Origin of the sequence: Rothia sp. CCM 9419, from assembly GCF_048512815.1 — a bacterium.
GTDB lineage: Bacteria > Actinomycetota > Actinomycetes > Actinomycetales > Micrococcaceae > Rothia.
The window spans coordinates 64,457-89,823 of the sequence record NZ_JBLXXY010000007.1; the positions used below are offsets into that span (position 1 = coordinate 64,457).

Annotated in this window: 21 protein-coding genes and 1 tRNA gene; 17 read left to right on the forward strand and 5 right to left on the reverse strand. The window is 45.2% G+C overall.

Annotation, left to right across the window (positions count from 1 at the left end):
• Positions 1-8: 8 nt before the first annotated feature.
• Positions 9-998 (forward strand): 4-(cytidine 5'-diphospho)-2-C-methyl-D-erythritol kinase, encoded by a 990-nt coding sequence (locus ACN08W_RS06935; protein WP_419109111.1) that lies wholly within the window; start codon positions 9-11, stop codon positions 996-998.
• Positions 999-1,052: 54 nt separating this feature from the next.
• Here the strand turns inward: ACN08W_RS06935 and ACN08W_RS06940 are convergent, their stop codons facing one another.
• From ACN08W_RS06940 to ACN08W_RS06950, 3 genes are all read right to left on the reverse strand, one after another.
• Positions 1,053-2,114 carry an acyltransferase family protein gene (locus ACN08W_RS06940; RefSeq protein WP_419109112.1) on the reverse strand — a complete coding sequence of 354 codons (1,062 nt, stop codon included), beginning with the start codon at positions 2,112-2,114 and terminating at the stop codon, positions 1,053-1,055.
• Between the two features lie 46 nt (positions 2,115-2,160).
• Positions 2,161-3,132, reverse strand: a complete 972-nt coding sequence (locus ACN08W_RS06945; RefSeq protein WP_419109113.1) for a glycosyltransferase family 2 protein — start codon at positions 3,130-3,132, stop codon at positions 2,161-2,163.
• A 62-nt stretch (positions 3,133-3,194) separates the two neighbouring features.
• Positions 3,195-5,024 carry an ABC-F family ATP-binding cassette domain-containing protein gene (locus tag ACN08W_RS06950; protein WP_419109114.1) on the reverse strand — a complete coding sequence of 610 codons (1,830 nt, stop codon included), beginning with the start codon at positions 5,022-5,024 and terminating at the stop codon, positions 3,195-3,197.
• A gap of 209 nt (positions 5,025-5,233) precedes the next feature.
• Between ACN08W_RS06950 and ACN08W_RS06955 the strand changes: the two genes are divergently transcribed.
• From ACN08W_RS06955 to ACN08W_RS06975, 5 genes are all read left to right on the forward strand, one after another.
• Positions 5,234-5,968: a hypothetical protein gene (locus ACN08W_RS06955; protein WP_419109115.1), complete on the forward strand. Its 735-nt coding sequence runs from the start codon at positions 5,234-5,236 to the stop codon at positions 5,966-5,968.
• Between the two features lie 115 nt (positions 5,969-6,083).
• Positions 6,084-6,155: transfer RNA gene (locus ACN08W_RS06960), tRNA-Gln, on the forward strand.
• 77 nt (positions 6,156-6,232) lie between these two features.
• Positions 6,233-7,702, forward strand: coding sequence for a bifunctional UDP-N-acetylglucosamine diphosphorylase/glucosamine-1-phosphate N-acetyltransferase GlmU (gene glmU / locus ACN08W_RS06965; protein ID WP_419109138.1), 1,470 nt, complete (start codon positions 6,233-6,235; stop codon positions 7,700-7,702).
• Between the two features lies 1 nt (position 7,703).
• On the forward strand, positions 7,704-8,690 hold the full coding sequence (locus ACN08W_RS06970) for a ribose-phosphate diphosphokinase (RefSeq protein ID WP_419107192.1): 987 nt from the start codon (positions 7,704-7,706) through the stop codon (positions 8,688-8,690).
• 478 nt (positions 8,691-9,168) lie between these two features.
• On the forward strand, positions 9,169-10,980 hold the full coding sequence (locus tag ACN08W_RS06975) for an ABC transporter ATP-binding protein (RefSeq protein ID WP_419109116.1): 1,812 nt from the start codon (positions 9,169-9,171) through the stop codon (positions 10,978-10,980).
• 76 nt (positions 10,981-11,056) lie between these two features.
• Here the strand turns inward: ACN08W_RS06975 and ACN08W_RS06980 are convergent, their stop codons facing one another.
• Both ACN08W_RS06980 and ACN08W_RS06985 read right to left on the reverse strand, forming a co-directional pair.
• Positions 11,057-12,016 carry a glycosyltransferase family 2 protein gene (locus ACN08W_RS06980; RefSeq protein ID WP_419109117.1) on the reverse strand — a complete coding sequence of 320 codons (960 nt, stop codon included), beginning with the start codon at positions 12,014-12,016 and terminating at the stop codon, positions 11,057-11,059.
• A 4-nt stretch (positions 12,017-12,020) separates the two neighbouring features.
• Complete coding sequence (locus ACN08W_RS06985) at positions 12,021-12,968, reverse strand: alpha-1,2-fucosyltransferase (RefSeq protein ID WP_419109118.1); 948 nt, start codon at positions 12,966-12,968, stop codon at positions 12,021-12,023.
• 269 nt (positions 12,969-13,237) lie between these two features.
• Here ACN08W_RS06985 and ACN08W_RS06990 point away from each other — a divergent pair, with 269 nt between their 5' ends.
• The 11 genes from ACN08W_RS06990 to ACN08W_RS07040 all read left to right on the forward strand — a co-directional run bounded on the left by ACN08W_RS06990 (position 13,238) and on the right by ACN08W_RS07040 (position 25,333).
• Positions 13,238-14,134, forward strand: coding sequence for a glycosyltransferase family 2 protein (locus tag ACN08W_RS06990; RefSeq protein ID WP_419107188.1), 897 nt, complete (start codon positions 13,238-13,240; stop codon positions 14,132-14,134).
• A 3-nt stretch (positions 14,135-14,137) separates the two neighbouring features.
• The gene (locus ACN08W_RS06995; RefSeq protein WP_419109119.1) at positions 14,138-14,674 is read left to right on the forward strand and encodes an acyltransferase; all 537 of its coding nucleotides are present in this window, start codon (positions 14,138-14,140) and stop codon (positions 14,672-14,674) included.
• A 42-nt stretch (positions 14,675-14,716) separates the two neighbouring features.
• Positions 14,717-15,739, forward strand: coding sequence for an NAD-dependent epimerase/dehydratase family protein (locus tag ACN08W_RS07000; protein ID WP_419107186.1), 1,023 nt, complete (start codon positions 14,717-14,719; stop codon positions 15,737-15,739).
• Complete coding sequence (locus ACN08W_RS07005; RefSeq protein WP_419109120.1) at positions 15,732-16,730, forward strand: CgeB family protein; 999 nt, start codon at positions 15,732-15,734, stop codon at positions 16,728-16,730. The genes ACN08W_RS07000 and ACN08W_RS07005 overlap by 8 nt, the downstream gene beginning before the upstream one ends.
• A complete protein-coding gene (locus ACN08W_RS07010) occupies positions 16,721-17,779 on the forward strand; it encodes an RNA-binding protein (RefSeq protein ID WP_419109121.1) in 1,059 nt (352 codons plus the stop codon). The genes ACN08W_RS07005 and ACN08W_RS07010 overlap by 10 nt, the downstream gene beginning before the upstream one ends.
• Positions 17,779-18,504, forward strand: a complete 726-nt coding sequence (locus ACN08W_RS07015) for a cytidylyltransferase domain-containing protein (protein ID WP_419103338.1) — start codon at positions 17,779-17,781, stop codon at positions 18,502-18,504. The genes ACN08W_RS07010 and ACN08W_RS07015 overlap by 1 nt, the downstream gene beginning before the upstream one ends.
• Positions 18,501-20,744: an N-acetylneuraminate synthase family protein gene (locus tag ACN08W_RS07020; RefSeq protein WP_419109122.1), complete on the forward strand. Its 2,244-nt coding sequence runs from the start codon at positions 18,501-18,503 to the stop codon at positions 20,742-20,744. The genes ACN08W_RS07015 and ACN08W_RS07020 overlap by 4 nt, the downstream gene beginning before the upstream one ends.
• Positions 20,735-21,877 (forward strand): glycosyltransferase, encoded by a 1,143-nt coding sequence (locus tag ACN08W_RS07025; protein ID WP_419109123.1) that lies wholly within the window; start codon positions 20,735-20,737, stop codon positions 21,875-21,877. Before ACN08W_RS07020 ends, ACN08W_RS07025 begins: the two co-directional genes overlap by 10 nt.
• The gene (locus ACN08W_RS07030) at positions 21,874-23,085 is read left to right on the forward strand and encodes a zinc ABC transporter permease (RefSeq protein WP_419109124.1); all 1,212 of its coding nucleotides are present in this window, start codon (positions 21,874-21,876) and stop codon (positions 23,083-23,085) included. The genes ACN08W_RS07025 and ACN08W_RS07030 overlap by 4 nt, the downstream gene beginning before the upstream one ends.
• A gap of 131 nt (positions 23,086-23,216) precedes the next feature.
• A complete protein-coding gene (locus ACN08W_RS07035; RefSeq protein ID WP_419107179.1) occupies positions 23,217-24,293 on the forward strand; it encodes an acyltransferase family protein in 1,077 nt (358 codons plus the stop codon).
• Entirely contained in the window at positions 24,290-25,333 is a 1,044-nt protein-coding gene (locus ACN08W_RS07040) for a glycosyltransferase family 4 protein (protein WP_419107178.1), read from the forward strand. Before ACN08W_RS07035 ends, ACN08W_RS07040 begins: the two co-directional genes overlap by 4 nt.
• Positions 25,334-25,367: the final 34 nt, after the last annotated feature.

Consider the following 25,367-nt stretch of genomic DNA (forward strand, 5'->3'; position numbering starts at 1 on the left):
TAGAACCTATGAGTGCTTCCCAACCATCAGTTGTTGCTTACGGATACGGCAAAGTTAATATGTATTTTGCGGTAGGTGCCCCCGAAGCTAACGGCTATCATCCTGTTGCCAGCTTGTACGCTTCAACTTCATTAAAAGAAACTATTAGTATTCATAGCACTAAAAATACTGGTATAACGCTCAGTGCAGAAGTTGCTTCTGATTCATTACTAGACCAAATGCAACAAGACGGAGTGTTCGACCTATCTGTTGTTCCTTTAGACTCTCGTAACCTTGCATATCGTGCTGCTGAGGCTGTTCTGTACGAACACGGGCTAGGAACACATGACGTTGCATTCCGTATTCACTTGGTGAAAGCTGTTCCTGTTGCTGGTGGTATGGGTGGCGGTTCAGCTGATGCTGCAGCAACAATTCGCGCCGTAGATGAGTTCCTCCTCAAAAGTTCTATGACAACATCATTACTACCTGATAGCGTATACCACCGTATTGCAGCATCTTTAGGCGCTGACGTTCCTTTTGCCCTTCACACGGGTGTCGCTATTGGCAGTGGGGTAGGAGATCAACTTCAGCTTCTAGAACTACCTTCTACCGTGGAGCCTTTACCTGTTGTGCTGGTTTCTTCAGCCCAAGGGCTTTCTACACCAACCGTCTTTCATGAGTTGGACAGGGGCCGTATGCACGGAGATTATCCACCTGCAGAAGATGTTTTGGCGGTTCCCGACGGTCTTTTAGAAGCTTTGGTCGCCGATACCGCACCTATTGCTCGTCTCTATGAAATTTCACGGTATATCCGTAACGATTTAGGGGCACCTGCCTGTACCTTAGCTCCAGAACTAACGAAGGTATTAGGGATCGATTCCGAAGGACTTATTGCAAGTTTTGTATCAGGCTCTGGCCCCACCATTGTTTTGCTGATGGACTCGGCAGAAGAAGCTCAAAAACTTGCATCGTCTTTGCGAAGACGCGGCGGTTACGCTATCGCTGCATACATTCAATAACATTAAAATGGGGTGTGCGAAAATTTTTAGTTTCGCACACCCTCTTTTAGGTTCTTACCGGTAGAACCTGCGAGGCAGGTCATACATGAAAGGGGCCACTTTATATGTCATCTTCCAAATGAAAAGACAGATAAGAGTCACCATAATAGAAATTCCCCAAGGCAAGAGAAGATATTCTAGTTTGGAGAATTGTAGACCAAAGACTACCAGTGTAGCTCTTGTCACGAAATCGAGGATAACCATATGTAAGGCATAAACGGGTAAAGTTCTGAAACCTAAGTAACGTGTGAGTTTGTTAATGCCGTTGATTTTGTCGATTTGGTCGCAGAGCCAAATGAACCACGCCAGTGCTATAGGGCCTACAAAGGCTTCAGCCCATGGGAAATAGGTACGGAAACCCCAGATTGCATAAACTATAAATGAGGCGAAGAAAACGGCAGTTAACGTTATTCCCTGGAATACAGAAACTTTAGGAACAACGTTGAGTATTTTCGTTCCATACCACGCACCAATCATGAAATAGATGAGGTAATGGAGGCAGTGGTCCCAACCCCACGAACTAGTTTTGATGATGTCAGTCGCGTAGAGGAAATAAATCGTCAGCAGTACTGGGAACTGTATAGATTTGGGTATTTTGAGGGTAAGACGCCAGTACGCGTAGAAGAGCATCAGCGCGAAGAAGTACCACAATTCTGAATGAAGCATTAACGTTACTTTAGCCCAATGAAGAAGTGCGGTTGTGAGATTGGTTTCTGCTCTAACCGAGACAAGAACGACCTGCATAAGAGCGTAAAAGAGACTCCATACAATGTAGAGATATCCTAAACGTGCTACTCGGTTAACCCAATATTTATCAGCTGGTTCGTAGACTTTCTTATAAAGAAATATGCCTGAGACAAGACACAGAGCAGGCATCCTGAAAAGAATAAGAAAATCATCAAAGAGAAGAAGCCAACGAGGCACAGATAAGCCTATATTATGTTGAATAAATAGAAGGACGTGATGGTATATCACGAAAAATACAGCTATTCCTCGTGTTGTATCAATCCATTGTGCTCGTGTTGTTTGGGGTTTTTTTGATATCTGTGCAGAAGATACCGGTTGTGCGTGGGACATAATTCCTCTGAAGAAAACGGTGATGGATAAAGCAAAATAAAAATATCTAGTTAAGGGGACGAATACTATCTAACTTTTGTTGATTCCATGAAGTCCATTGCAAGAATTTACCGCGTTTCATCGGACCCTCAGCCGCAAACTTAATTCTTTCATCAGGTTTTCCTGAAGAAATATTTTCCCAGACCTGTTGAATCTGCTCATCGCTAAGCTTGCTACCAGCTTCCCAGTGCGGGGCAAACCATGAGAGGTCTTCACCTGTAAGCTTACTGCTTTCTGTTCCTTGGCGAACTTTGCGTGCAATCTGTTGTACGCCTCGATATTGGACATGGACAATATCTAAGTCACAGGATTGTTTTCCTAAACGGGCAACATTATGGTTGCCAGGCCAGATAATGGCTAATGGGTGCGTTTTAAAAGCAACTTTTCCAGGGAAAGAATTTGCGGTATCCATGATAAGTTCTGTATTTTTGAGATCTTGTGGCGAATCAATAACAGGTACTGTGTGATGGAAACGAGCATATATAACGGAAGAATCTGTGTTTTTAAGGAATGATTTGAGGGTTGTGGAGGGTGCATACCAAAACTCGTCAGCGTCAAATGGAATAATCCAGCGCGCACCACGTTGCCACGCAATATGAGATAGCCATGTCATTTTCTCTGATTGGGTATGTTCAATAACGGTATCTCGAGAAATAAGTATTCGAGGGTCATTTGCTGCTTTTTCTTGGAGATATTCCCAAGTGCCGTCACTCGAAAGATTATCGGCGATAAGGAGTTTATCTATTCCTTGCGCAAGAAAATGGTCAATAACTAGAGGAAGTACATCTATCTCATTTTTAACGACGCTTACTGCCCATAACTCATCTCGTTTGAGGGTTCTTGGGGGCAACGTCGAATGAAGCTGCATTCCTTTAATAGCTTTATATTGAGCTTTTATTTTGTCTTTGCTATTACGCTGTTTAAAGGAGTAACTTATTTGCCCTAACTCAGTGCGCAATGTGCTGAGAATTTTTTTCATGATTTTCCCCTTGGTAAATGGTGATTAAAGTTCGTATCAAATGCGGACGTACTGAGTATAAACTACTCAAGAATTTCGGAGAGTTCGAGCCAACGTAGCTCTAGTTCTTCGATAGAAGCGTCAAGTTCACTGATATCTTGCTGTAGTTTTCCTAACCCCGCAAAATCGGTAGGGTCGTGTTCTGCCATGATGGAAGAAATGCGTTCTTTTTCTGAACTGAGTTTAGACATCTTTCGATCTATCTGATTCATTTCTTTTTGAGCTGCGCGAAGTTCTGCCCCAGAAACTTTGGGCTGAGCGTCATCTTCTGCAGAATTTTTGTGGAGTGCGTATGCTCCAGAGCCGTTTCCTGCAGAGCTTCCGCCCTTTCCCATAGCAGAAAGATTCACGTATTCTTCAACCCCGCCGGGTAGATGGCGGAAGTTTCCATCAATAATGGCGTATTGCTGGTCGGTTACACGTTCCATCAGATATCTGTCGTGTGAGACAACAAGTAGTGTTCCTGGCCAGGTATCTAGTAGGTCTTCCATGGCTGCGAGCATGTCTGTATCAAGGTCGTTAGACGGTTCATCGAGGATGAGGACGTTTGGCTCGTCTAAAAGAATGAGTAAAAGTTGTAAACGTCTTTTCTGCCCACCTGATAAATCTTTAACAGGGGTAGATAACTGTGCTGTTGTAAACCCTAAACGTTCAAGGAGCTGTCCAGGTGTCATTTCTTTGCCGTCGGCAACATATGAGGTTTTTTTGCGAGAGATTACTTCTGAAACTCTGTCATGTTCAACTTCTTTGAGTCCCTCTAGTTGCTGAGTAAGCGTCGCAATTTTGACGGTCTTTCCGTGCTTTACTTTTCCGCTAACCGGTGTAACGGCACCCGTAACTAGTCCTAGAAGCGTTGATTTTCCAGCACCGTTAACGCCAAGTATCCCCGTGCGTTCTCCTGGAGCAATATGCCAAGTGATATTTTTGAGGACTTCTTTTGACTGTTGCGGGTTTTCTGGATCAGGGTAGCTGACAGAAACATTTTCAATATCGACAACGTCTTTCCCTAAACGTGAAACTGCCATCCGCGATAGTTCGATGGTGTTGCGTGGGGGAGGGACATCTGCAATGAGTTCGTTGGCGGCTTCAATACGGAACTTTGGTTTTGAGGTGCGTGCTGGTGCACCTCGTCTCAACCATGCAAGTTCTTTGCGCATGAGGTTCTGACGTTTTGCTTCGGCCACTGCTGCTTGCCGATCTCTTTCGACGCGTTGCAGGATATAAGCTGCGTAACCACCTTCAAATGGTTCGACGATTCCGTCATGCACTTCCCATGTGTCAGTACAGACTTCGTCAAGGAACCACCGGTCGTGTGTGACGGTGAGTAATCCACCAGCATTTTTGGACCACCGATTTTTGAGGTGGTTTGCTAGCCATGTAATAGCTTCTACGTCGAGGTGGTTTGTGGGCTCGTCGAGCATGAGAACGTCCCAGTCTCCAGCTAATAGTGCTGCTAGTGCGACACGTCGGCGTTGACCTCCTGAGAGGGAAGAGACGCTGGCATCCCAATCAAGGTCTTGTACAAGACCGTTGATAACATCACGAATTTTGGGGTTTGATGCCCATTCGTATTCTGGTGTGTTACCAACAATTGCTTCACTGACGGTGTGCTCATTGTTGAGAGTGTCGGCTTGGGTGAGGAATCCAATGCGTGTTCCAGAACGGACGGTTACTTTTCCGCTGTCTGGTTGTAATCGTCCTGCAAGCAAGGAAAGGAGCGTTGATTTTCCGTCACCGTTTTTACCGACGATGCCGATACGGTGTCCTTCGTTAACACCTACGGTGATGCCTTCAAAGATAGTGCGTGTAGGAAACTCTAAATGGAGTGATTCTCCGCCAAGTAAATGTGCCACATGTATAGCCTACATAGCTTGGTGTGTTTATGTGGTGCTTTGGGCTAGAGCGGTAGAGTGTTTTAGTGTGAGTATTTTCTAAACGAGGAGTAATACCCTGTTTAGGGGACAGCTGATAATTAGTCGGTTGCGTTAAGGAAGTCTTGCTAAAATTAGACTTTGAGTCAAAATATCTTATTGGCACAAAACGTATCTAAGGAAAGAGGAGCATGGCGAGATTTGGCCTAGGGGCGTTAAAGAACCTTCTTGGAGGAAACAAACAGCGTAAACACGAGGTTTCTTCACCCGCCACACCTAAAGCTCCTAACCCATCCACAGGGCAGGCTGCTGTCGTTACCCCGCCCACAGGGAAGACTTCTATCGTTGCAAAGGAATCTCCTGTAGTTTCGATTACTCCTGCTGCACCTGTGTCACGAAAAATACCTGAGGGTGCGAAAAAGATTCTTTTTGTCTGTACCGGAAATATTGCGCGTAGTGCTTCTGCCCAGTACCTTGCGCAATCTATGGTGCCTTCTGATTCGCCGTGGATTTTTGATAGTGCAGGAACTGGTGCTGTTGTTGGCAGTCCGGTGGCTTCACACATTGATAAGGAGCTGGAGCGTCGTGGAGTGCCGTATCTTGGGCATCAAGCGAAGCAGATTAATACCCGACTCTTAGCTGAGTCGGAATTAGTATTGGTGATGGAGCGTGCCCATCTTGACTGGATTGTGCAGGAATGGCCGCAATACCGTTCTAAGGTGCGTTTGTTGCGTGAGATGTCTCGCCTGCGTGAGGGTGCTGGACGTCGTTCAGACCCTATTTCGTATATGAAACAGCACGATAGTGAACCCCTCGCTAAAGACGATATCGCTGACCCTTATCGGCGTGGTGCTAAGGCTGCACAGAAAGCTGTGAAAGAAATTGAAGAATCTCTCAACGTGATTATTGCGTGGCTAGGACACTAAGAATAATAAAAGTGGGATAAATCAAAGCGCGGGAATTTTGATATTCGCCTAGCTTTGGTATGATAGTGAATCGTCTGGTTGATTCAAGGTCTACAAACCGAGAAAATACTGACAATCCGCCATGGTGTAATAGGCAACACAGCGGCCTTTGGAGCCGTTATTCTAGGTTCGAGTCCTAGTGGCGGAGCAAGGTTAACTTCAGCTATATAGATAACTACATTGAAGTAACCGTTTCCCACCCTCGAGGAGTCCTAAACTGTGAATATCGCAGAAAAACTCGCCCCGTCCGCTGTTATTGTTCTAGCCGCTGGGGCTGGGACTCGCATGAAATCTGAGATGCCAAAAGTCATGCATAGCGTCGGAGGGCGTTCAATGGTAGAGCACGCAATTGCTGCGGCTCGTGAACTCAATCCTAAAAAATTAGCTGTTGTTGTTCGACATCAACGAGATCGCGTCGCTGAACACGTCGTAGCGTTCGACAGTGACGTGCATATTGTGGATCAAGATGACATTCCCGGTACAGGTCGTGCTGTTGAAGTTGGTTTACTTGGTCTTGATGAACAAGGGGAAGTTTCTGGAACTGTTGTAGTTACTTACGGAGACGTTCCCCTTTTGCGTGCTCAGACACTGCAAGAGCTAATTGCTTTCCACGAAAAAGACCATAACGCAGTCACTGTGCTGACAGCACACCTTGATGAGCCTGGTGCTTATGGGCGTATCGTCCGTAATCAGGCTGGTGAAGTCACCGCCATTGTCGAAGCGAAGGACGCTACCCCCGAACAACTGGCCATCACCGAAATTAACTCGGGTATTTACGCTTTTGACGCTAAAGTTCTTCGTGAATCTCTTGCGCAGGTAACAACTGATAACGCACAAGGCGAAAAATATATTACAGATGTTCTTCACATCGCTCGTGAAGCAGGACATCGCACCGCCGCCCTTGCGATTGACGATCGCTGGGAAGTTGAAGGGGCAAATGACCGTGTACAGCTAGCTCAGCTTGGACGAAAACTTAACGACCGTACCCTAGAACTGCATATGCGTAACGGCGTCACCATCGTAGATACACAAAATACATGGATTGACTCCACTGTAGAAATTGACCCAGACGTTACTATTCTTCCTGGCACACAGCTACACGGTACAACGCGTATCGGAACTGGGTCCATTATCGGACCTGATTCCACCCTGACAGATGTTACTGTCGGTCAGCGTGCTCAAGTGTCACGCACTCATGGCTCAGAAGCAACCATCGGCGATGATGCTACTGTTGGGCCTTTCGCATACCTTCGTCCCGGAACTGTTCTCGGCGAATCTGGTAAAATCGGCACATTCGTCGAAACAAAGAATGCAACCATCGGTAAAGGTTCAAAACTTCCTCACCTCTCATATGCCGGTGACGTTACCATCGGAGACCACTCCAATATCGGTGCTGCCTCTATTTTTGTCAATTACGACGGAGTCAATAAACACCGATCAACTATCGGCTCATATGTTCGCATGGGCTCAGATAACATGTATGTTGCTCCGGTTAATGTCGGCGACGGCGCGTATTCCGGCGCCGGAACAGTTATTCGACAGGATGTTCCTGCCGGTGCGCTAGCTGTTAACGTAGCTCCCCAGCGTAATATCGAAGGCTGGGTTGTCAAAAACCGCGCAGGTACGGAGGCAGCTGAAGCTGCTGAAGCTGCGGGTGCAGAAGCGAAAAACTCTTCCGAGGAGAGCAAAAAATAAAATGACTGCAATTACTAATCCTGGCGAAAAGAAGATGGTTCTTGTTTCAGGACGAGCCCACCCCGAACTCGCCAAAGAAATTGCTCAAGAACTCGGATGTGAGGTTCTTCCTACTTCCGCATATACTTTTGCGAACGGTGAAACATACGTGCGCTACGAGGAATCTGTTCGTGGTGCAGATGCTTTTGTGATTCAGTCTCACCCTGCTCCTATTAATGAGTGGGTGATGGAGCAACTCATCATGATTGATTCTCTCAAACGTGCGTCTGCCCGTTCTATTACGGTCGTTTCACCTTTCTACCCTTACGCTCGTCAGGATAAGAAGCATAAGGGACGTGAACCTATTTCTGCTCGTCTTGTTGCAGACCTATACAAAACTGCTGGTGCAGATCGTCTCATGAGCGTTGATTTACACACCGCGCAGATTCAAGGATTCTTTGACGGCCCCGTTGACCACCTCATGGCCATTCCACTGTTGGCGGAGCACGTACGAGATCAGGTTGAAGACATCAGCAATATCACTGTGGTATCTCCTGATACTGGACGAGTTCGAGTCGCTGAGCAGTGGGCAGAGCTACTCGGCGGTGCGCCCCTGGCCTTCGTCCACAAAACTCGTGACATCAATGTTCCTAATAAAGCTGTATCAAAAACAGTTGTGGGTAATGTTGAAGGCCGTACCTGTGTTCTAATTGACGACATGATTGACACCGGCGGAACAATTTCTGGCGCAGTTAAGGTGCTTACCGATAACGGCGCAAAAGATGTAATTATTGCGGCAACTCATCCCGTATTCTCTGATCCAGCAGTTGAGCGTCTCTCGCAATCAGGTGCTTCTGAAGTGGTCGTGACTAATACCCTCCCCGTGGGAGAAGACCACCAATTCGAGAACCTCACAGTACTTTCTATTGCTCCACTTCTTGCTCGAGCAATTAAAGAAGTATTTGATGAAGGATCAGTAACCAGTCTTTTCAACGGACGCTCAAACTAAATATTTGTTTCAAACGTAACCAATAACAGGGTAGGGGAGCTCAGACTCTTTTACCCTGTTATTTGTTTTAGAATGCAGAAATTTGGGTAAGCCCTTATTTCGTGGCTAACTTTACAGTCTGAGCGTTCCTGTAATGTCGATAGCCCATTTATACTGAGTATAGCCATATATAAGTAGGGAAACTTTTGGAAGGGGAAACCTTTCACAGGCTAAAATTTTATCTTTGACTGTTCTATTTGAGAACATCTACAAAATATAGGGGTAGGGACAACCATACATGACGTATCGCACCGGTTTCGTTATGCATACCAGTATAAAAGTGCAAGTATCAGACTCATCCTGTGCTCATATTGCGCGGTTTAACTCTACTCTTGAGAACTTTGGTTACATCTACTCTAATTGCGATTTTGACGCATTATTTAGCAGAGACACCTTTCATCCCATCTATGACAACGCGGACTAGAGGAAGATACTTTTCATGAAAAAAATATACCAACGTATGAGAATACTCTTCCCTGGGAAGAAATTTATTTTCCTCATGCTCAACGTTCTAGGACTATTCCTCGTCGCGCTTTTTGATATGGTTGGCATCGCTGCAATTATGCCGATTATTCAGCTTGCAACAGGAAGCGAAATTACCGGATATCTAGCAATCATTTCAGATATTTTAGGAAACCCCGGACGTACTCAACTTATTGTCTATCTGAGTATTATTCTTGTCTTCTCTTTTATCTTTAAAGGTGTAGCATCACTGGCCATCAAATGGTGGAGCTCCGGATTTATTGCACATCAACAAACTGCCGCTTCGGTAAGTCTCTTACACCGATACATGAACGAACCGTATCTTGTGAACCGCCACCGAACAACCGCCGAAATTCTGCGCACTATCAATGACGCTACCGGTCAAGCATACGCAATATATTCTGGTGGTATTCTGGCGGCGTTAGGCGAGCTGTTCACTATCTTGGTCCTCATGCTTCTGCTACTTGCGGTGATGCCAGGAACAGCCCTCATCGCATTCGCCTACTTTGGGTTCTTCGCCTTTATCTTGCAATATTTCTTGAAGAAGAAAAACACTGAACAAGGTATTAAAATCATGGAATCCTCGGTGAGCGCTATGAATGCGGCCCTAGAATCAATCGTTGGCTTCCGCGAAAACCGTATGCACGGGGTAACCGCACGCTATGTACACCGTTACCAAGACAAGCGTCTGATTGCGGTAGAGGCCTCTCGTCGAGGAACTTTCTACCAAGACCTCCCCAAATACATGTTAGAGGTTATCTTCATTGTCGGTATTGCCCTATTACTTGGTATTTTGACGAGCCAAAATGGTTCTTCCTCCGCCGCGTTCTTAATACTTTTTGCTGGTGCTTGTGTTCGTGTGCTACCTAGCTTTACCCGACTCGTCGCATCTATTGGAAACGTCCGAGTCGGATCGAAAGCTATTGAAATCATCGAAAAAGATTTAGAGACAATTTCAAAGAATGGGGAACTTTCTCTCATTCGACAAGATCCGCCTATCGGTTGTTTTGCGAAAGTGAATGAATCAACCATTCCTGTTGCTTTAGAGGTTAAGAACCTTAGCTTCAAATATCCTGACGGACATCAAAACGTTCTGAACAATATCAACCTCAGCGTTCCTCAAGGAACCTCTATCGCCTTTGTCGGAGGCTCTGGATCTGGTAAAACAACCCTTGTTGATATTATTCTCGGGCTCATCGAACCCAATCAAGGTGACGTTTTATGCAACGGAAAATCTACTCGTGAAAATCCTGAAGAATGGTTCTCTCGAGTAGGGTATGTTCCCCAGAGCGTATTTTTAGGTGACTCAACCATCAAAGAAGCTATCGCTTTCGGTCTACGAGAAGAAGAAATTGACCTTGAGCGTGTCTGGGAATGTATCCGTATCGCAGAGTTAGAAGACGTCATTAACTCCATGGAGCACGGCATTGACCAAATGATTGGTGAGCACGGAGCACGTCTTTCTGGAGGACAACGACAGCGTCTAGGCATTGCACGTGCTATGTACCGCCGTCCTTCTCTACTTGTACTTGATGAAGCGACCTCGGCTTTAGACAATGAGACTGAACATCGTATCACTCAAACTATTAACCGAATTGCACAAGAAATTACCGTCATCATCGTAGCTCACCGTCTTTCAACGGTAAGAAACGTCAATCAGCTGGTGTTCTTATCTCAAGGCGAGGTGAAGAGTATCGGTACATTTGAACAAGTTCAAGCTAGTAACCCCGAGTTCGCTAACCTCGTAGAATTGGGGCAGTTAGGGTAATACCACCCCGTAAAGAACAGATAAAAACGGTGGGTGGAGAAAACTTTTAAGTTTTCTCCACCCACCGTTTGATATATCAGCTAAGTACTTCTGATACTTCTGACCAGCTCTGTGGGGTTTTGGTAGCTAAAGTTGTCAACTTGCCTTTAGGTCTCCACGCAACGACTTCAGGGACTTCTTGGCCTGTTACTAACTTATTCCATAATTCTTCTAGCTCGGCATCACTAGATTCTCCGAGAACTCGCCAATGGTAGCCAAGTTCTTGAGGCAGGTTAGTTAGTTCTAAACTACGAGCACCCTGACGAATCTTGCGAATAAACTGTTCTAAAGAACGCCACGGACGATGAATAATCATGAGTTTTTCGAGTTCTGGAACGCCTGAACGAAGGACAGCATGATTACCCATCTGAACGATACTATGTTTTGTGGGTTTAAAAGCAACCTTAACATCATGGTGTGCTTGTGTATCGATAAGCCAAGTACCATCAGGTTGAGGAAACTGATTATAGATGCTTGCTTGTAGTATTCTTGATCCAGAAGAATTCTCTTTTAACACCTGTGATAAAGATCCGTCTGTGCCATACCAGAACTCATCTGCATCAAAAGGAACAACCCACTGGGCACCATGAGCCAAAGCAAGGTCGCTGAGAATGGTCATCTTTGCTGATTGGTAATACGCTGGTTCATGGTCTTTACCAACTATAAGAGGGTACTTTTGAGACAAGTCTTGAAGCATCGCGTAGGTAGAGTCAGTAGACAGATTGTCGACAACAAGTATTTGATCGATTCCTTGTGCATAGAGGTGCTCAATCGAATCAATAATAACGTCTTGTTCATTTTTAACCATAGCTACTGCCCATATACCAGAAACATGGGGGAGTGCAGGTAACTCAAAGTGCTCTTGAACGTTCTGTAATTGTTGTGCAAACTCTGGGTCTTGTCTTAAACGACGTGCCTGATGAATTTTTTGAACGTCAGTACGAACTAAAAAAGCACGGTGTTTGAGTTGCTGTAAGAGATGTTTAATATGAGACACGTATTTATCTTTCACTTTCTAACCAACTATGATACCCGTCGGTGGGGGTAACTGCAGTCCATGATTGCAGGTGTTGAAAAGGCGCTTGAGAAGTTCGATGGTCAATCTTCTGCTCTAGCTCATGTACATTTGGTGCCCACACCTGAGCATTCTGCCGTACTGTAGCGACATAAGCGCCCCAATAGCCAAAGGTCGTATTCGTTAGGATAATGTGGCGAGATACCGCTAATGCGGCAAAATCGCCGAACATTCCATAACCTATTTTTTCAAACTGTGTTGGTGCAATATCTTCAAGGAACCCAAGATGTTCGGCACACCATTGAGTGTCATCACTGGTCACAAGAATATTGCTTGGTGCATGAACTTTGAGCATGTGCTGTGTTGCTTCACGAAGATAGGCAACGGTATCAATCCCAAAGTTTTTATGAATATGAGCGTGCGAGTAGTAATCTCCTCTACGAACATTAATAACGAGAGTGTCTTCTCCTACAAATTTTTGCGCATGAGCAATTTTTTGTTGAAAATGCTCAGAGGACAAGAGAACTTCGTGAACAAAACGTTGTATCTGTTCCTCGGTAAATTGTTCGCGGATGCGTTGATGCATTCCTATCTCACGAAGTGAACGAAAACGTATTTTTTGAGCATCAAGAGTGAAATCTTTAAGGAGGGGGAACTCTTCTAACCAAACATCCATGCCGGGCATCTGTGCAACATATACGTCGTTGCCTGTTTCGTGATGTTCAGCATGGGCTTTCATCCATTCGTAGAGCCAATTCCCTCCACGCGCAATACGGGGTATTAAATACACCTTTTCTGGCCCAGTTCGCACGACGCTAATGCATTTAGCTATTACTTGTCGTGTACGATACTTCACAACGTTTTGAGCTTTTGCTAAACCAGTGTTGCGCTTTGTGTAGGAACTAATACGTTCATTCTCTTCTTCTGTAGACAAAAGAAACCCCTATATGTTTGGAAATGACGAGTGTGGTAGAGGTTGATCTTCAAACTCAACGGAGTGGAAGTCTCTATAGAAATCATAACGAGATTTTTCTATTGCGGTGGTGCTGTTAGATGATAAAACGTGAACTCAACAAAATATGCGATGTCGTATGATACGTCAGAATTCATGAGGAATTTCTCGTTAGAGGATAGACTGTCGTGCTTCTTTTCTAGGCTAGTATGAACTAAGAAAGAAATGAAATAGTTAGAACGAGGAAATACGTGAATAAAACTACCTCAATATCAGTAGTTATTCCGTTCTACGGTAATCCCGCAGATACGATGCCTCTTATCGAGCAGCTACAGTCTCAAGAGCTTTCTATTCCTTTAGAAATTATTGTTTCAGATGATTGTTCCCCTACACCATTTCCTGATTTAGAGGGCGTTACCGTCGTTCGTCGTAAACTCAACGGCGGTTTTGGCAAAGCTGTCAATTCTGGTATCGAGGTTGCCCAATCTGATTGGGTTTTTGTTCTCAACAGTGATTTAACGATTGGGCCAACTTTTATTGCAGATATGCTCAGCCAAAAGGAACGCCATGGGGTAGGTGTATATAGCCCTCAGGTTGTTGACCACGACGGGAAAGGTCAGTGGGTAGGACGAAAATTCCCGACTGCTTTCCATCATGCTTGTGAATGGTTTACACCTCTTGCCCGTTTTAAGGGGACTACCTGGTGGCATCGCTTGGTAGGGCACGATACTCGGTGCGTTACCGGAAAGACTGTTCACACTGATTGGGTAGTGGGTGCGTGCATGCTCCTGCCTGTTGAACCATTCCGTGCTATCGGGGGATTCGACCCTCGTTTTTATATGAATAGTGAAGAAGTCGATTTACAGAAACGTTTAACCGAGAATGGCGTACCATCTATTTTTGCCGGAGAAGTGAGCGTTGAACATGTCGGCGGTGGATCTTCTGCTGACGATAAACGTATTGGTTGGCTGGTTGACTCTCGATTTATATACGCAGAAAAATGGGGCTTCAAAAAACAACTTCACCGTTCCCTAACTGCTGTTAGCTACGCTAATTTTCTCGTCAACGTTGTACGTTCTTTACGAAATAAGGATGTTCATGCGCAAAGTATTCTTTCTAAAGAACTCAGTTATCTGAAAGGCCATTAGAAAATGAATATTGCTCAAAAGATTATTGAGTCTGTCCCCTCTGTTCGCTGGCATATATCTGCTGTTCTTTCAAAGACTCTTTACGCCAAAGGATTCAAAGAATTTGGTCATGGCAGCACTATTGTCTCACCTCTAAAAATGCGTGGTGTTGATTCCATTTGTATTGGCGAAAACGTCACTATCTATGAGGGCAGCTGGTTGCAAGCCGAATCTGGTGGGACTTTATCCATCGGCTCAGGAACATATATCGGGCATCGAACGCACCTTCATGCTGTTAAACCAGTATCGATTGGTGAAAAATGCGTTATCGCCGATAACGTCATGATTAACTCTGGAGAACACAGCCGTGAGGATCTATCTCACATTGTCTCTCGTGGTGAAATTAGGGTTGGAAATCAAGTCTTTATCGGACAGAACGCGGTAGTGCTAGCTGGCGTCACGATTGGTGATGGTGCCATTATCGGTGCTGGTGCTGTTGTGACAAAAGATGTCCCTGCTGGGGCAGTGGTTGCCGGTGTTCCTGCTAAACCTCTAAACTAATTAAAAATACTCGTATCTTATCTATATAAAATTTAGGGAAACATGAAAATTCTACTAACTGGCGGGGTCGGCTTTATCGGTCTGAAAACCGCAAAAAAACTTGTTGAACAAGGACATGAAGTTGTTGCGCTCGATAGCTTGTTAGAGCAAGTGCATCAAGATATTGAATCAGAAAAAGCGCAGTTCCCCGGAAAAATTATTGTTGGCGACGTGGCGCTTCCCGAAACATGGGAGAACCTCGAAGGTGCTGATGCCATTATTCACCTTGCGGCTGAGACCGGAACAGCCCAGTCTATGTACGAAACTGAGCGTTACCGTAGCGTGAACGTTGACGGTACTCGATATGCAGCAGAATATGCTGTTAAATGGAATGCTCCTCTTGTCTCACTGAGCTCACGAGCTGTTTATGGAGAAGGTTCTGCCGAGCATGCAACTAAAGAGTCAGATCCTCACAAACCATTATCTGTATATGGTGAAACTAAATCTGAGGGTGAAGATATCGTCCGTGAGGTAGTTGCTGGCAAAGTGCCGGCAACTATCGTCCGCCCACAGAACGTTATCGGTCCGGGACAGGCCCTCCATAACCCCTATACCGGCGTATTGGCGGCTTTTCTTGCACGCCTTCGTGAGGGTAAGAACCTTTCTGTGTATGGGGATGGTACTCAAACCCGTGACTTCATCCACGTAGAAGATGTCGCAGATATTCTGATTTGGGCGTTAACAAACCTCCCTGAACTGGACGAATCTCCCCGTATTATTAACGCTGGTTCAGGTGAGCGTATTACCTTAGACCAACTAGCTCAGTATTCTATTGACGCTGTTCCTGGTGGTTCTGAAGCGATAATCGAACACGTAGATATCAAACGAGCTGGCGATATTGATCATGCTCTTGCTGATATGTCTTATGCGTATTCTTTGGGCGCACCTCAGGCGCGTTGGAGTGCACGTGAAGCAATCGCTGACTTTATTCAGAAGTCTTGGAAAGCTCCTGGTGCAGATAGTTCTGCCTGGGAGACTGCTCTAGAAGAACTCACTGAGCGGGGCCTTGCAGAGCATAATGACTAAACCGAAATTACTCTTAGTTTCTCCTGGGTTCCATGGTTATTGGATGACGATTCGAGATTCTATCGTCCGCCTAGGCTATGAAGTTGTCGCCCACGTTTATGATGCTCCTGGAAATATTCAAGAACGTATTACGAATAAAATCTTGCATGATCTTCCTGAACGTTTTCGTCCAGAGAATCTAGAGCATCAGGTTACGGAGAAAGCTATTGCTGTTTTCTCGGAGCAAAAACCAGATATTGTCTTGGTTGTCAAAGGTGACCAGCTTGGCCACCGTTGGTGGGAGACCCTTGAACGTTCAGGGGTTCGTTATGGTACGTGGATGTACGATGAGCTTCGTCGTATGCGCTATACCGACGAGTTGCTTTACCACATCGGTCCTATCGCAAGTTATAGTCCTGCCGACGTACAAGACCTAAAATCTCGTGGTTTTGATGCTATTGATGTTCCTTTAGCTTATGACTCAAACATGAAGATTGCGCCTTCAAAGGAAACACATATTAGTTTTGTCGGTGCTCGCTATGAGGGGCGTGAACGTATGCTTAAGGCTCTTCATCAGGCAGGTATTCCAGTTCGAGCTTATGGCAAACAATGGTCACGTCACTGGTGGGATGTAGCACGAACTCGTCAGTTTAAAGACCCCGGTTTGCCGACTGGTCGCGATTTAGATCGTTCTCAGGCATACGGTGTGATGGCGGCGTCACCCGGAACACTCAACATTCATGGAGACCAAGACGGCTTTACGATGCGCACCTTTGAGGCTTCTGGTGTTGGGGGTCTACAAATTATTGATCGTGACGATGTGACTCGATACTATGAGCCAGGGACTGAAGTGTTGACGTATTCTTCTACCGCGGAGCTCATTGAGTTATGCCGACGTATCGTTGCTGACCCACAGTGGGCTCAGAAAATTCGTGAGGCAGGGAAACGCCGTACGTTAGCAGAACATACATTTGATGAGCGCGTCAAAGTCTTGGAGACTTTATGGCTTTAAAATTTCCTCGCGATTTGTCTGCTTGGCAACAATGGCAAGCTAACTCTAAACCAGAACAACGAGTAAAAAACCTACTTCGTAAGCTGAAGGGACGTCAAGAACAAAACATCGTATCCTGCGCTGTTTCAGGTGTTCTGCATATGAATCATCCTGAACCTGAGCTCTTGATTGTTCTTGAATCGACTTCTCCTACCTCGGTTGTTTCTTTGCTGCGCCCTGTGGAATATCTGAAGAATCCTCGTGTAGCAGTGATAGCTCCTATGAACGTTGAAGAGTTCCTTCCATCTGGCTCGTGGCGGGTTCACGAACTAGATACTGATGCTCTCACACAACAACGTGGCGTTAAGGTTGTTTTAGCGGCAGGGCATTACCTTCCCCTAGGTGCTGCCATATATCGTAATGCTCAGAAGATGGGCTGGGAGTTTATCGTTGTTCAGCACGGATTGATGACACCTTTTGCCCCTCCACTTCCAGAAAACTCAACTTTATTAGCTTTTAGTGATGCTGATGGTGATTTTTGGCGCTCGGGAAGAGAAAATATTACTGTTCATACAGTAGGCTCTCAACTATTTTATGAAGCGGCGCAGAAACCCAAAGTTGATATTGAGAGTATTGATTCTACTCCGGTGTTTTTAGGGCAGATGCATGGCGCTGAGCTACCGCGTTTATCTTTTGCTCTGGCTGGGTATAAATTCTGTCTAAATCACGGTGCAATCTATCGACCACATCCTTCGGAAAAGGATAAACTGTCTTTAATAACTCATAAATTATGGGGACAACGAGGAATAACTGTGGACACGTCCGCAATCCCTCTTAATGAGATGACTCATCCAGTCGTTTCAATCTTCTCGACGGGAGTCTTAGAAGCTGCTATTCGAGGTATTCCTTCTTGGGTGTATCACCCTAAACCAGAACCATGGCTTATTGAGTTTTGGGAACGGTACGGCATGAATCGTTGGGGCGATTCTCCCACTGAACCTCCGGTTCAACCATGTACCGCACCCGCTGATACTATCGCTCGCATCATCGCAGAAAAATTGGAGAAATAATGCGCATTCTATGCGTTATTCCTGTGCGCGGAGGTTCTAAGGGAATCCCCCGGAAAAACCTCAAACTCATCGCAGGTAAACCTCTGGTTGCATGGACTATTGAACAAGCTCTTGAAGCACAAGAGGCTCTGGCACCAGAACACATTATGGACGTCATCGTTTCAACAGACGACCACGAACTCGCAGATATCGCTCGTGAATATGGGGCTGAAGTTCCTTTTATGCGTCCTGCTCATTTAGCGGAAGATACTACAGCTACTGAGCCTGTTATCGAGCACGCTATTGAGTTTGTCGAAGAGCAGGGACGACGCCCTGACGCTGTGATGCTTTTACAAGCAACAAGCCCCGTTCGTTTACCTGGCACTCTTGAACGTGCCGTCCGTCAATTTGCTAGCTCTGATTCTGACTCTATGGTGGGAGTCATTCCTATCGGTCCTTTCATCTGGACTGCTACAGAACCACCGCAAGCTCAATATGAGGTGATGGCTCGTCCCCGCCGTCAAGAACTGACCCGCGAAACCTACCGTTACCGTGAAAACGGCTCAATGTATATCACGGCCACCGAAATTTACGAAAAGTACCATAACCGTCTTGCCGAGAATATTGAGCTTTTCTTACTCGACGAGGTAGAAGGCGTTGACATTGACGCACCTATTGACTTTGCTGTAGCCGAACACCAGCTCAACGAGATTCTTAAGACCCATAACGAAAGTAGCTCCTCATGATTATCGAACGTAATACCACCCCCTATGTAGTGTTTTCTGAGGATCCCGTTCTCACCGCTCTACAAAAAATTTCTGCAAACCAACAGCGCATCATCTTTCTTGTAAACGAGTCCGGTGTGCTTCAAGGCGCTCTGTCTGATGGAGATTTCCGTCGCTGGTTGATCGCTCACCCCACCGAATCTTTGGAAACTTCTGCCCTTGAGGTTGCGAATAAGAACGTTCACAGTATGCCTTTTGGCACGGATACGGCAGCTCTCAAAGCAGAATTCGCTAAAGGTATCTCCCATCTTCCACTCGTCGATGAGCGAGGACACCTTATCGCTATTGCTATGAACGAACAGGATGTTCTTCGTATCGGTAAACATGAGATTACCCAAGACAGCCCAGCATTCATCATCGCAGAAATTGGAAACAACCACCAAGGTGATGTCGATTTAGCAAAGCGTCTTGTTGACCTTGCAGTAGAAACCGGCGCAGACGCTGTGAAGTTCCAGCTACGTGATATGGATGCGCTATACCGTCAAACAGGTTCTCAATCTGCAGGTGAAGACCTCGGCGTACAATATACCCTTGACCTGCTCTCACGTTTCTCATTGTCTGTTGACCAGATGTACGAAGTCTTTGACCACGTCAAAGAACACAATATGGACATTATGTGCACCCCTTGGGACGCACCTTCTGTTCAGGCTCTTGTCGATTACGGCATCCAAGGCATGAAGATTGCTTCTGCCGACCTCACAAACCACGAACTTCTTGAAGACGTTGCCTCTCGTGGTCTACCCATGCTGGTTTCTACCGGTATGAGCCGTGAAGAAGAAATCCGTGAGTCGGTCAAACTCCTACAGAATCGTGGAGCTTCGTACGCTCTCTTACAATGCCAATCTGCGTACCCGGCACCGTTCAAAGACGTCAACCTTGCATACATGGATCGTCTTGCTGAAATTGGTCAGTGCCTTGTCGGCTACTCCGGACACGAACGCGGATATCACGTTCCGGTCGCTGCTGTAGCACGCGGAGCAAAAATTATTGAAAAGCACTTCACTATCGATAAAACTCTTGAAGGCAACGACCACACCGTCTCGTTGCTTCCAGAAGAATTCACCGCAATGGTGACTCAAATCCGTGAAGTAGAAGAAGCTATCGGAACAGCAGCTCCTCGTGAAGTGTCTACTGGTGAGCTTATGAACCGCGTAAACTTGGCAAAATCATTGGTTGCAACTCGCAATATTGCTAAAGGCGAGATCGTTTCAGAAGCTGACGTTGCTGTTAAATCTCCTGGCCGTGGACTCCAGCCGAACTGCTTGCCGCAACTTGTCGGACGTACCATGCAACGTGACGTTGAAGCAGGTTCCTTCTTCTTTGAAGGGGACCTCAAAGATGACCTTGTGACTCGTCGAGACTTCACCTTTGACCGTCCTTGGGGTCTTCCTGTCCGTTACCACGACTACAAACCCCTCATCGAAGACTCAAAGCCTGATTTTCTTGAGTTCCATTTCTCGTATAAAGATCTCGAAATTAACATCGACGATGTCTTTGACCAGAAGCTTCCCATGAGCTTTACAACTCACTTGCCAGACCTCTTTGCTGGTGATTTCTTAGTAGACCTCGCCTCCCGTGACCAAGATATTTGGGAGCGTTCCATCGCTGAGGTTCAACGCACCATCGACATTACTCGTGACCTTACCCGTTACTTCACCGTAGATGATGACCCTGTCATGGTCGTGACCATGGGTGGTTTCACCAAAGACGGACATATCCCTGCTTCTGCACGTGCTGATAAGTATGAGCGTATTGGTGAGGCTCTTGGCAAACTAGATACTTCTGGGGTCCGTATCGCGGCGCAAACTCTGCCGCCTTATCCTTGGTTGATGGGCGGTCAGCAATACCATAACCTCTTCCTTGACCCTCAAGACACCGCAGAGTTCTCAGATACCTATAACACCGCGCTATGCCTCGATATCTCACACACCATGTTGGCTGCAAACTTCTTGAAGATTCCGCTATCTGAAGCAGTAGAACTATTGGCACCACGCTCTATCCACCTGCATTTGGTAGATGGCAAAGGTGTCGACGGTGAAGGTGTTCAAGTGGGTGAAGGCGATGTCGACTGGGCAGCTCTCGGTAAACAGCTTCGTGAGCTGACTCCTCAGTCATCCTTTATTCCAGAAATTTGGCAGGGCCATATCAACAACGGTGAAGGATTCTTTACCGCTCTAGATCGGCTTGAAAAGTGGCTCTAAAAGACACATCCCAGTTGCCGGTTGCTCTCTGGGCAATTCCGGTTCCTGAATTTGGTGGAGTAGCCCGGCACGTTGTAGATTCTGCACGTGCCGGGCTACCCGGCTATCAGCTGATTGTCCTCGCACCTGAAGGTGAACTCACCCGTCAGCTTCAAGAGCAAGGAACTGAGGTTATTACCGCGCAGTATGGCCCTGACTACGGTTTTGCTACCTCTTTTAAATCTTTGTTAGCAGCAATAAAACAGGTTCAGCCTCGTATCCTTCACTCACATCTTGCATACTCTGATGTTGTGGCATGTGCTGTGACTCAGAGTCTTAAATTGCAATCTTTGGTGAAGAAAAGCATTCGTGTACCGTCTTTAGTGACAACCGAACACGGTATTGCTGGTAACGATGAGGTATATCATGGGAGCTCGTGGCGTTCTCGTTTAATGGCAGGAATCCATCGTGTCCGCTTGGCTGGTACAGATGCTGCGATTGCGGTGTCCCGTTCGACGGCTGAACAGATGCGCCGTAAATGGGGTGCCTCTAGTGTGAACGTCGTTCTGAACGGTGTTCACGGTACTGATCTTTTGAAACAGTTAGAAAGCTATCGTACGGAGCGAACATCTCAAAATATAAAAGTGCTTTCTCTTTCTCGTCTTTCTCCAGAGAAAGGTCTTGACGTACTTCTTGAAGCGTTTGCTCATTTTTCTGAACATAACCCTGATGCTTCTTTAACTATTGCGGGTAGCGGCCCATTACGTGAGGTATTAGAAGACCAGGCACGAAGCCTTGGCATTGAGACAAAAGTCCATTTCCCAGGGTTCGTGGATTCTGTCCAAGCCATGGCAGAACACGATATTCTAGTTCAGCTATCAGTATGGGAAAATCTTTCATACACGCTCATTGACGCTCACCTTGCTGGAATGAAGACTATCGCCACCGATGTTGGCGGAAACCGCGAGATTGTTGCTCCTGAAGATCTTGTTCCTGCTATTACTAAAGATAACCGTGAAGACGTCATTAAGTTCGTTGCCCAAAAACTTACTCAAAAAGCACACGCTGAAAAACCGTCCCAACAGCAGTGGGTTAGTGCAGAAGAAATGACAGCTAATATCGTGAACATCTATCAGAAAGTGAGTTCCTCATGAGTGCAGCTTCCCTCTCTGAACGTATGAACGGTGCTCTTACTGCCGAAGCAAAACATCTCAAAGAGAGCGTTGGCAGGATTGTCCTGATTGACTTTATCTTTGGTATGTTTATGTTTGTTTTGGGAACAACATTCTTTGGGCTCCCTCTAGGCACTATAGTGTCTGTTCTTCTTGTAGCTCATGCGTCCACACGGAAATCACATTATGATGATTCTCGGCTTAATTTGTTTATTGTTATTGCTGTTTTGGCACTTGCTTATGCTTCGATAAGTTCTGTCACTTTTGGAATTTCTACCGTTGACGAGACTGTAAGAAGGGCATTCCGCATCTCTGTAGTGATTCTTCTAGCCCTTTTTATCGGAGATAAAAGAATTGACGCACGATCTTTAATTTTTGGTATTGCAACCGGCATGATGTTCAACGCCGCTGCATATTATGCTGGTATCGCGCCGGACGCCTATACTGGATTTTTGACGGGATGGCTTGGTGATAAGAACGTTTCCGGGCTTTGGTACGCTTTTATTGGTTTGCTCTTTTTTACGTACCTTGATGATAAAAAGAAAAAGCTATTAGCTTTTATATTCTTTAGCGTTCTGCTTTGGGAAACTGGTTCGCGCACTTCTCTCGCCGGTTACATGTTTGCACTTCTATGGTTGACCTTTGGTAAGAGAATCGGTCTTTTCGCAAAATTTGTTTTAGCTATATTCATTGTGTGGGCAGTGGACTACCTAACAGAAAACTACGCTCAAGCTGGTGTTTTTGCAAACCGTGATGGTAGCGATTTATTGCGTGCACGTATCGACGCCGCGACGTTGGAAAAAGTTGCTCAGACTCCATGGCACGGTCAAGGACTTGGGCAAGCGTACATATTCTTACCCGGCGGGGATGACCGCCGGTGGCTATTCCATAACTCTTTTTATACTCTCTTCGTTGAAGGTGGGTGGATTTGGATGTTCGCGGTTTTACTCATTACTCTTTTGGCAATATTCTTCTGGAAACAGCAATACCAGAAAGGTAAAGAACGTATTATCGTTGCTGAGGCGGCTATCGTTCTTCTCGCTATCTGCAGCTGGCGTCTTGGTGAAGTTATTCTGACTATTCCTTGGGCAATTACGGTAGGTCTTGGTCTTTCCTACTTGTTGAAACCTAAAGATGCTATTGGATATTATCAGCAGCAAGAGGAACAACAAAAATATAAATCGGTATAGTACAACTATCAAAGAGTGATTCTCCATGTGGAAAACTACACGAGAATCACTCTTTGAATAATGACTTATATCAGTAGTAGATAGTAAATGCGATACTTAATAAAATTAGGCAGAAAATACAAGGACGACTTATGAAGCATAAAAAACTTCCTGAATATCTTAATCCTCAGGACTATAAGAATGGTCGTTTCTATGCTTTAGACGGGCTTCGCGGTCTAGCGATTCTTGGTGTTATTATAGGACATTTTGGGTCTCCTTATAACGAGTTTTTCCCATCTCAGCCCAAATCTCCCTATGATTTTTCTTTTGGGGCTCTTGGCGTTCAACTATTTTTTATGATTAGTGGTTTTGTTATTTTATTAACAGCCATTCGAGGGAAAACGGCAAAGAACTTTGTTATATCCCGTTTCTCACGGTTGTATCCTTCCTATTGGGTAGCACTTTTAGTTTCTACTTTTCTCCTGCTCGTAGTAGGAGCTGAAAATCATGCTATTACCATTAAAGATGCTGTTGTAAATATTACGATGTTTCAGCGTTTCTTGATGGTCCCCAACGTCGATACGGTGTACTGGACTCTTGCAACAGAGATGCAGTTCTATATTCTGATGTTAACTTACCTTGTGCTGAATAAAGGTAAGTTAAATAAGAAATTTATTATTGGCTTTGCTATTTTTTGGTCTATTTTAGGTTTTATTCTTTGCAATATTTTTATTAAACCAACTGGTATACCAAAAATGATTATATGGTTATTTTTAGCAGAGCATGCTCCTCTCTTTTCTTTTGGTATGATCATGTTCTTCTATAGTTATGATCGTAAATTTAAATGGTATATGCCGTTATTGATGTTTATTGCTGCTTATAATGCGTATATTCAACATAATATAACGTATGGGGTTTCAGTTTTTATAGTAACTGTTATATTTTTTACTGTCGTTCATTTTCAGACATGTCCTTTTCTTGACAGAGGTCCAATATACTTCATGGGAAAGATATCTTATTCTGCATATCTAAATCATAATGTTATGGGATTTATACTTATATATTTGTTAACGCCTTATCTTGGGGCAGGATGGATTAATCGAATAGTTGTTTTTGCTATCGTAGTATTATGGGCATCATTCTTATATCGTTTTGTTGAGACAACAATTAGTGGACGTGTAAAAAACTATCTTTTAGAAAAATTCGGAGCTCAGAGGAAAAACGCATGAAAAAACTAACGATCGCCACAAATAATGGTGATATCGGCGGGGGAGAAGTCATGCTCCTGAATATTGCCCGCGTTGCTCGAAGCTTGGGCCACCACGTCACCGTTGTCGGACCTGCCGAACCATCTACGCTGGTCGAAGCTACACAAGATGAGGGATTTGACACCATCGTATTACCGGCAACGACACGTAAACACTATATTGCTCAGCTTCGTGCATGGGATAAAAAGTATCGCGAAGGCGTGTTGTGGTGTAACGGGTTAGTTCCCTCATTCGCTACTGCAGGGCATCCCAACCGTATCGTTCACTTGCACCAATTTCCCGAAGGAAAACTGAAATATCTTGTTCCCATTGCTCGAAGAAAAGCTCTAGTTACGCTAGTCCCCAGTAATTTTGTAAGTGACCAAATATCTGGAACTGAGACGTTCTATAACTGGGTTAACGAAGTACCTATGCCTTTAGAACGAAGAACATGCTCACCGAGAAACATTAAAGTAGGTTTTCTTGGTCGCCCATCTGAAATTAAAGGAACAGATGTCCTCGCTTATGCCATACAAGAATTGAATCAAGAATTCCCTGAAGAAAACTATTCATTGGTACTTGCTGGTGAACCTCACTTTGTCGACAAACGCAGTCAGGAAAAAATACAGTATGCATTATCAGCGTTAGGACAGAACCTTGAACTTCTTGGATGGGTTGAACCAGCAACTTTGATGAAGAATGTCGATATATTGGTTGTTCCTTCAATCTGTAACGAGGTTTTTGGTCTTGTCGCGGCTGAAACGATGAGTGCCAAGGTTCCTCTTATCATCTCTGACGCGGGAGCACTGCCTGAAATACTTGGTGAAGGTTATCCTTGGGTATCCGCAAAATCTTGTGCTTCAGATTTGGCAAGGATGATTCGTCGTATGGGCAAGGAGCTATTGCAAAGTCCAGAAGAATTACAACATACGGTAGAAAACCTCTACTGGCGTTGGTTTGAATACTTTTCTCCAGAAGCAGGAAAAGCCCGTGTGGAAGAACTCCTCAAAAGATATTGTTAACAACCTTTAGACTCTTTGCGTTAGAAGAGTACGT

Excerpts from the sequence above, each read along its gene's own strand:
- ACN08W_RS07040 (WP_419107178.1), top strand. The coding sequence starts at position 24,290 with ATGAAAAAACTAACGATCGCCACAAATAATGGTGATATCGGCGGGGGA.
- ACN08W_RS06935 (WP_419109111.1), top strand. The coding sequence starts at position 9 with ATGAGTGCTTCCCAACCATCAGTTGTTGCTTACGGATACGGCAAAGTT.
- ACN08W_RS07015 (WP_419103338.1), top strand. The coding sequence starts at position 17,779 with ATGCGCATTCTATGCGTTATTCCTGTGCGCGGAGGTTCTAAGGGAATC.
- ACN08W_RS06995 (WP_419109119.1), top strand. The coding sequence starts at position 14,138 with ATGAATATTGCTCAAAAGATTATTGAGTCTGTCCCCTCTGTTCGCTGG.
- ACN08W_RS06955 (WP_419109115.1), top strand. The coding sequence starts at position 5,234 with ATGGCGAGATTTGGCCTAGGGGCGTTAAAGAACCTTCTTGGAGGAAAC.
- ACN08W_RS07000 (WP_419107186.1), top strand. The coding sequence starts at position 14,717 with ATGAAAATTCTACTAACTGGCGGGGTCGGCTTTATCGGTCTGAAAACC.
- ACN08W_RS06945 (WP_419109113.1), bottom strand. The coding sequence starts at position 3,132 with ATGAAAAAAATTCTCAGCACATTGCGCACTGAGTTAGGGCAAATAAGT.
- ACN08W_RS07030 (WP_419109124.1), top strand. The coding sequence starts at position 21,874 with ATGAGTGCAGCTTCCCTCTCTGAACGTATGAACGGTGCTCTTACTGCC.
- ACN08W_RS06940 (WP_419109112.1), bottom strand. The coding sequence starts at position 2,114 with ATGTCCCACGCACAACCGGTATCTTCTGCACAGATATCAAAAAAACCC.
- ACN08W_RS07010 (WP_419109121.1), top strand. The coding sequence starts at position 16,721 with ATGGCTTTAAAATTTCCTCGCGATTTGTCTGCTTGGCAACAATGGCAA.
- ACN08W_RS07005 (WP_419109120.1), top strand. The coding sequence starts at position 15,732 with ATGACTAAACCGAAATTACTCTTAGTTTCTCCTGGGTTCCATGGTTAT.
- ACN08W_RS07020 (WP_419109122.1), top strand. The coding sequence starts at position 18,501 with ATGATTATCGAACGTAATACCACCCCCTATGTAGTGTTTTCTGAGGAT.
- ACN08W_RS07035 (WP_419107179.1), top strand. The coding sequence starts at position 23,217 with ATGAAGCATAAAAAACTTCCTGAATATCTTAATCCTCAGGACTATAAG.
- ACN08W_RS06975 (WP_419109116.1), top strand. The coding sequence starts at position 9,169 with ATGAAAAAAATATACCAACGTATGAGAATACTCTTCCCTGGGAAGAAA.
- ACN08W_RS06970 (WP_419107192.1), top strand. The coding sequence starts at position 7,704 with ATGACTGCAATTACTAATCCTGGCGAAAAGAAGATGGTTCTTGTTTCA.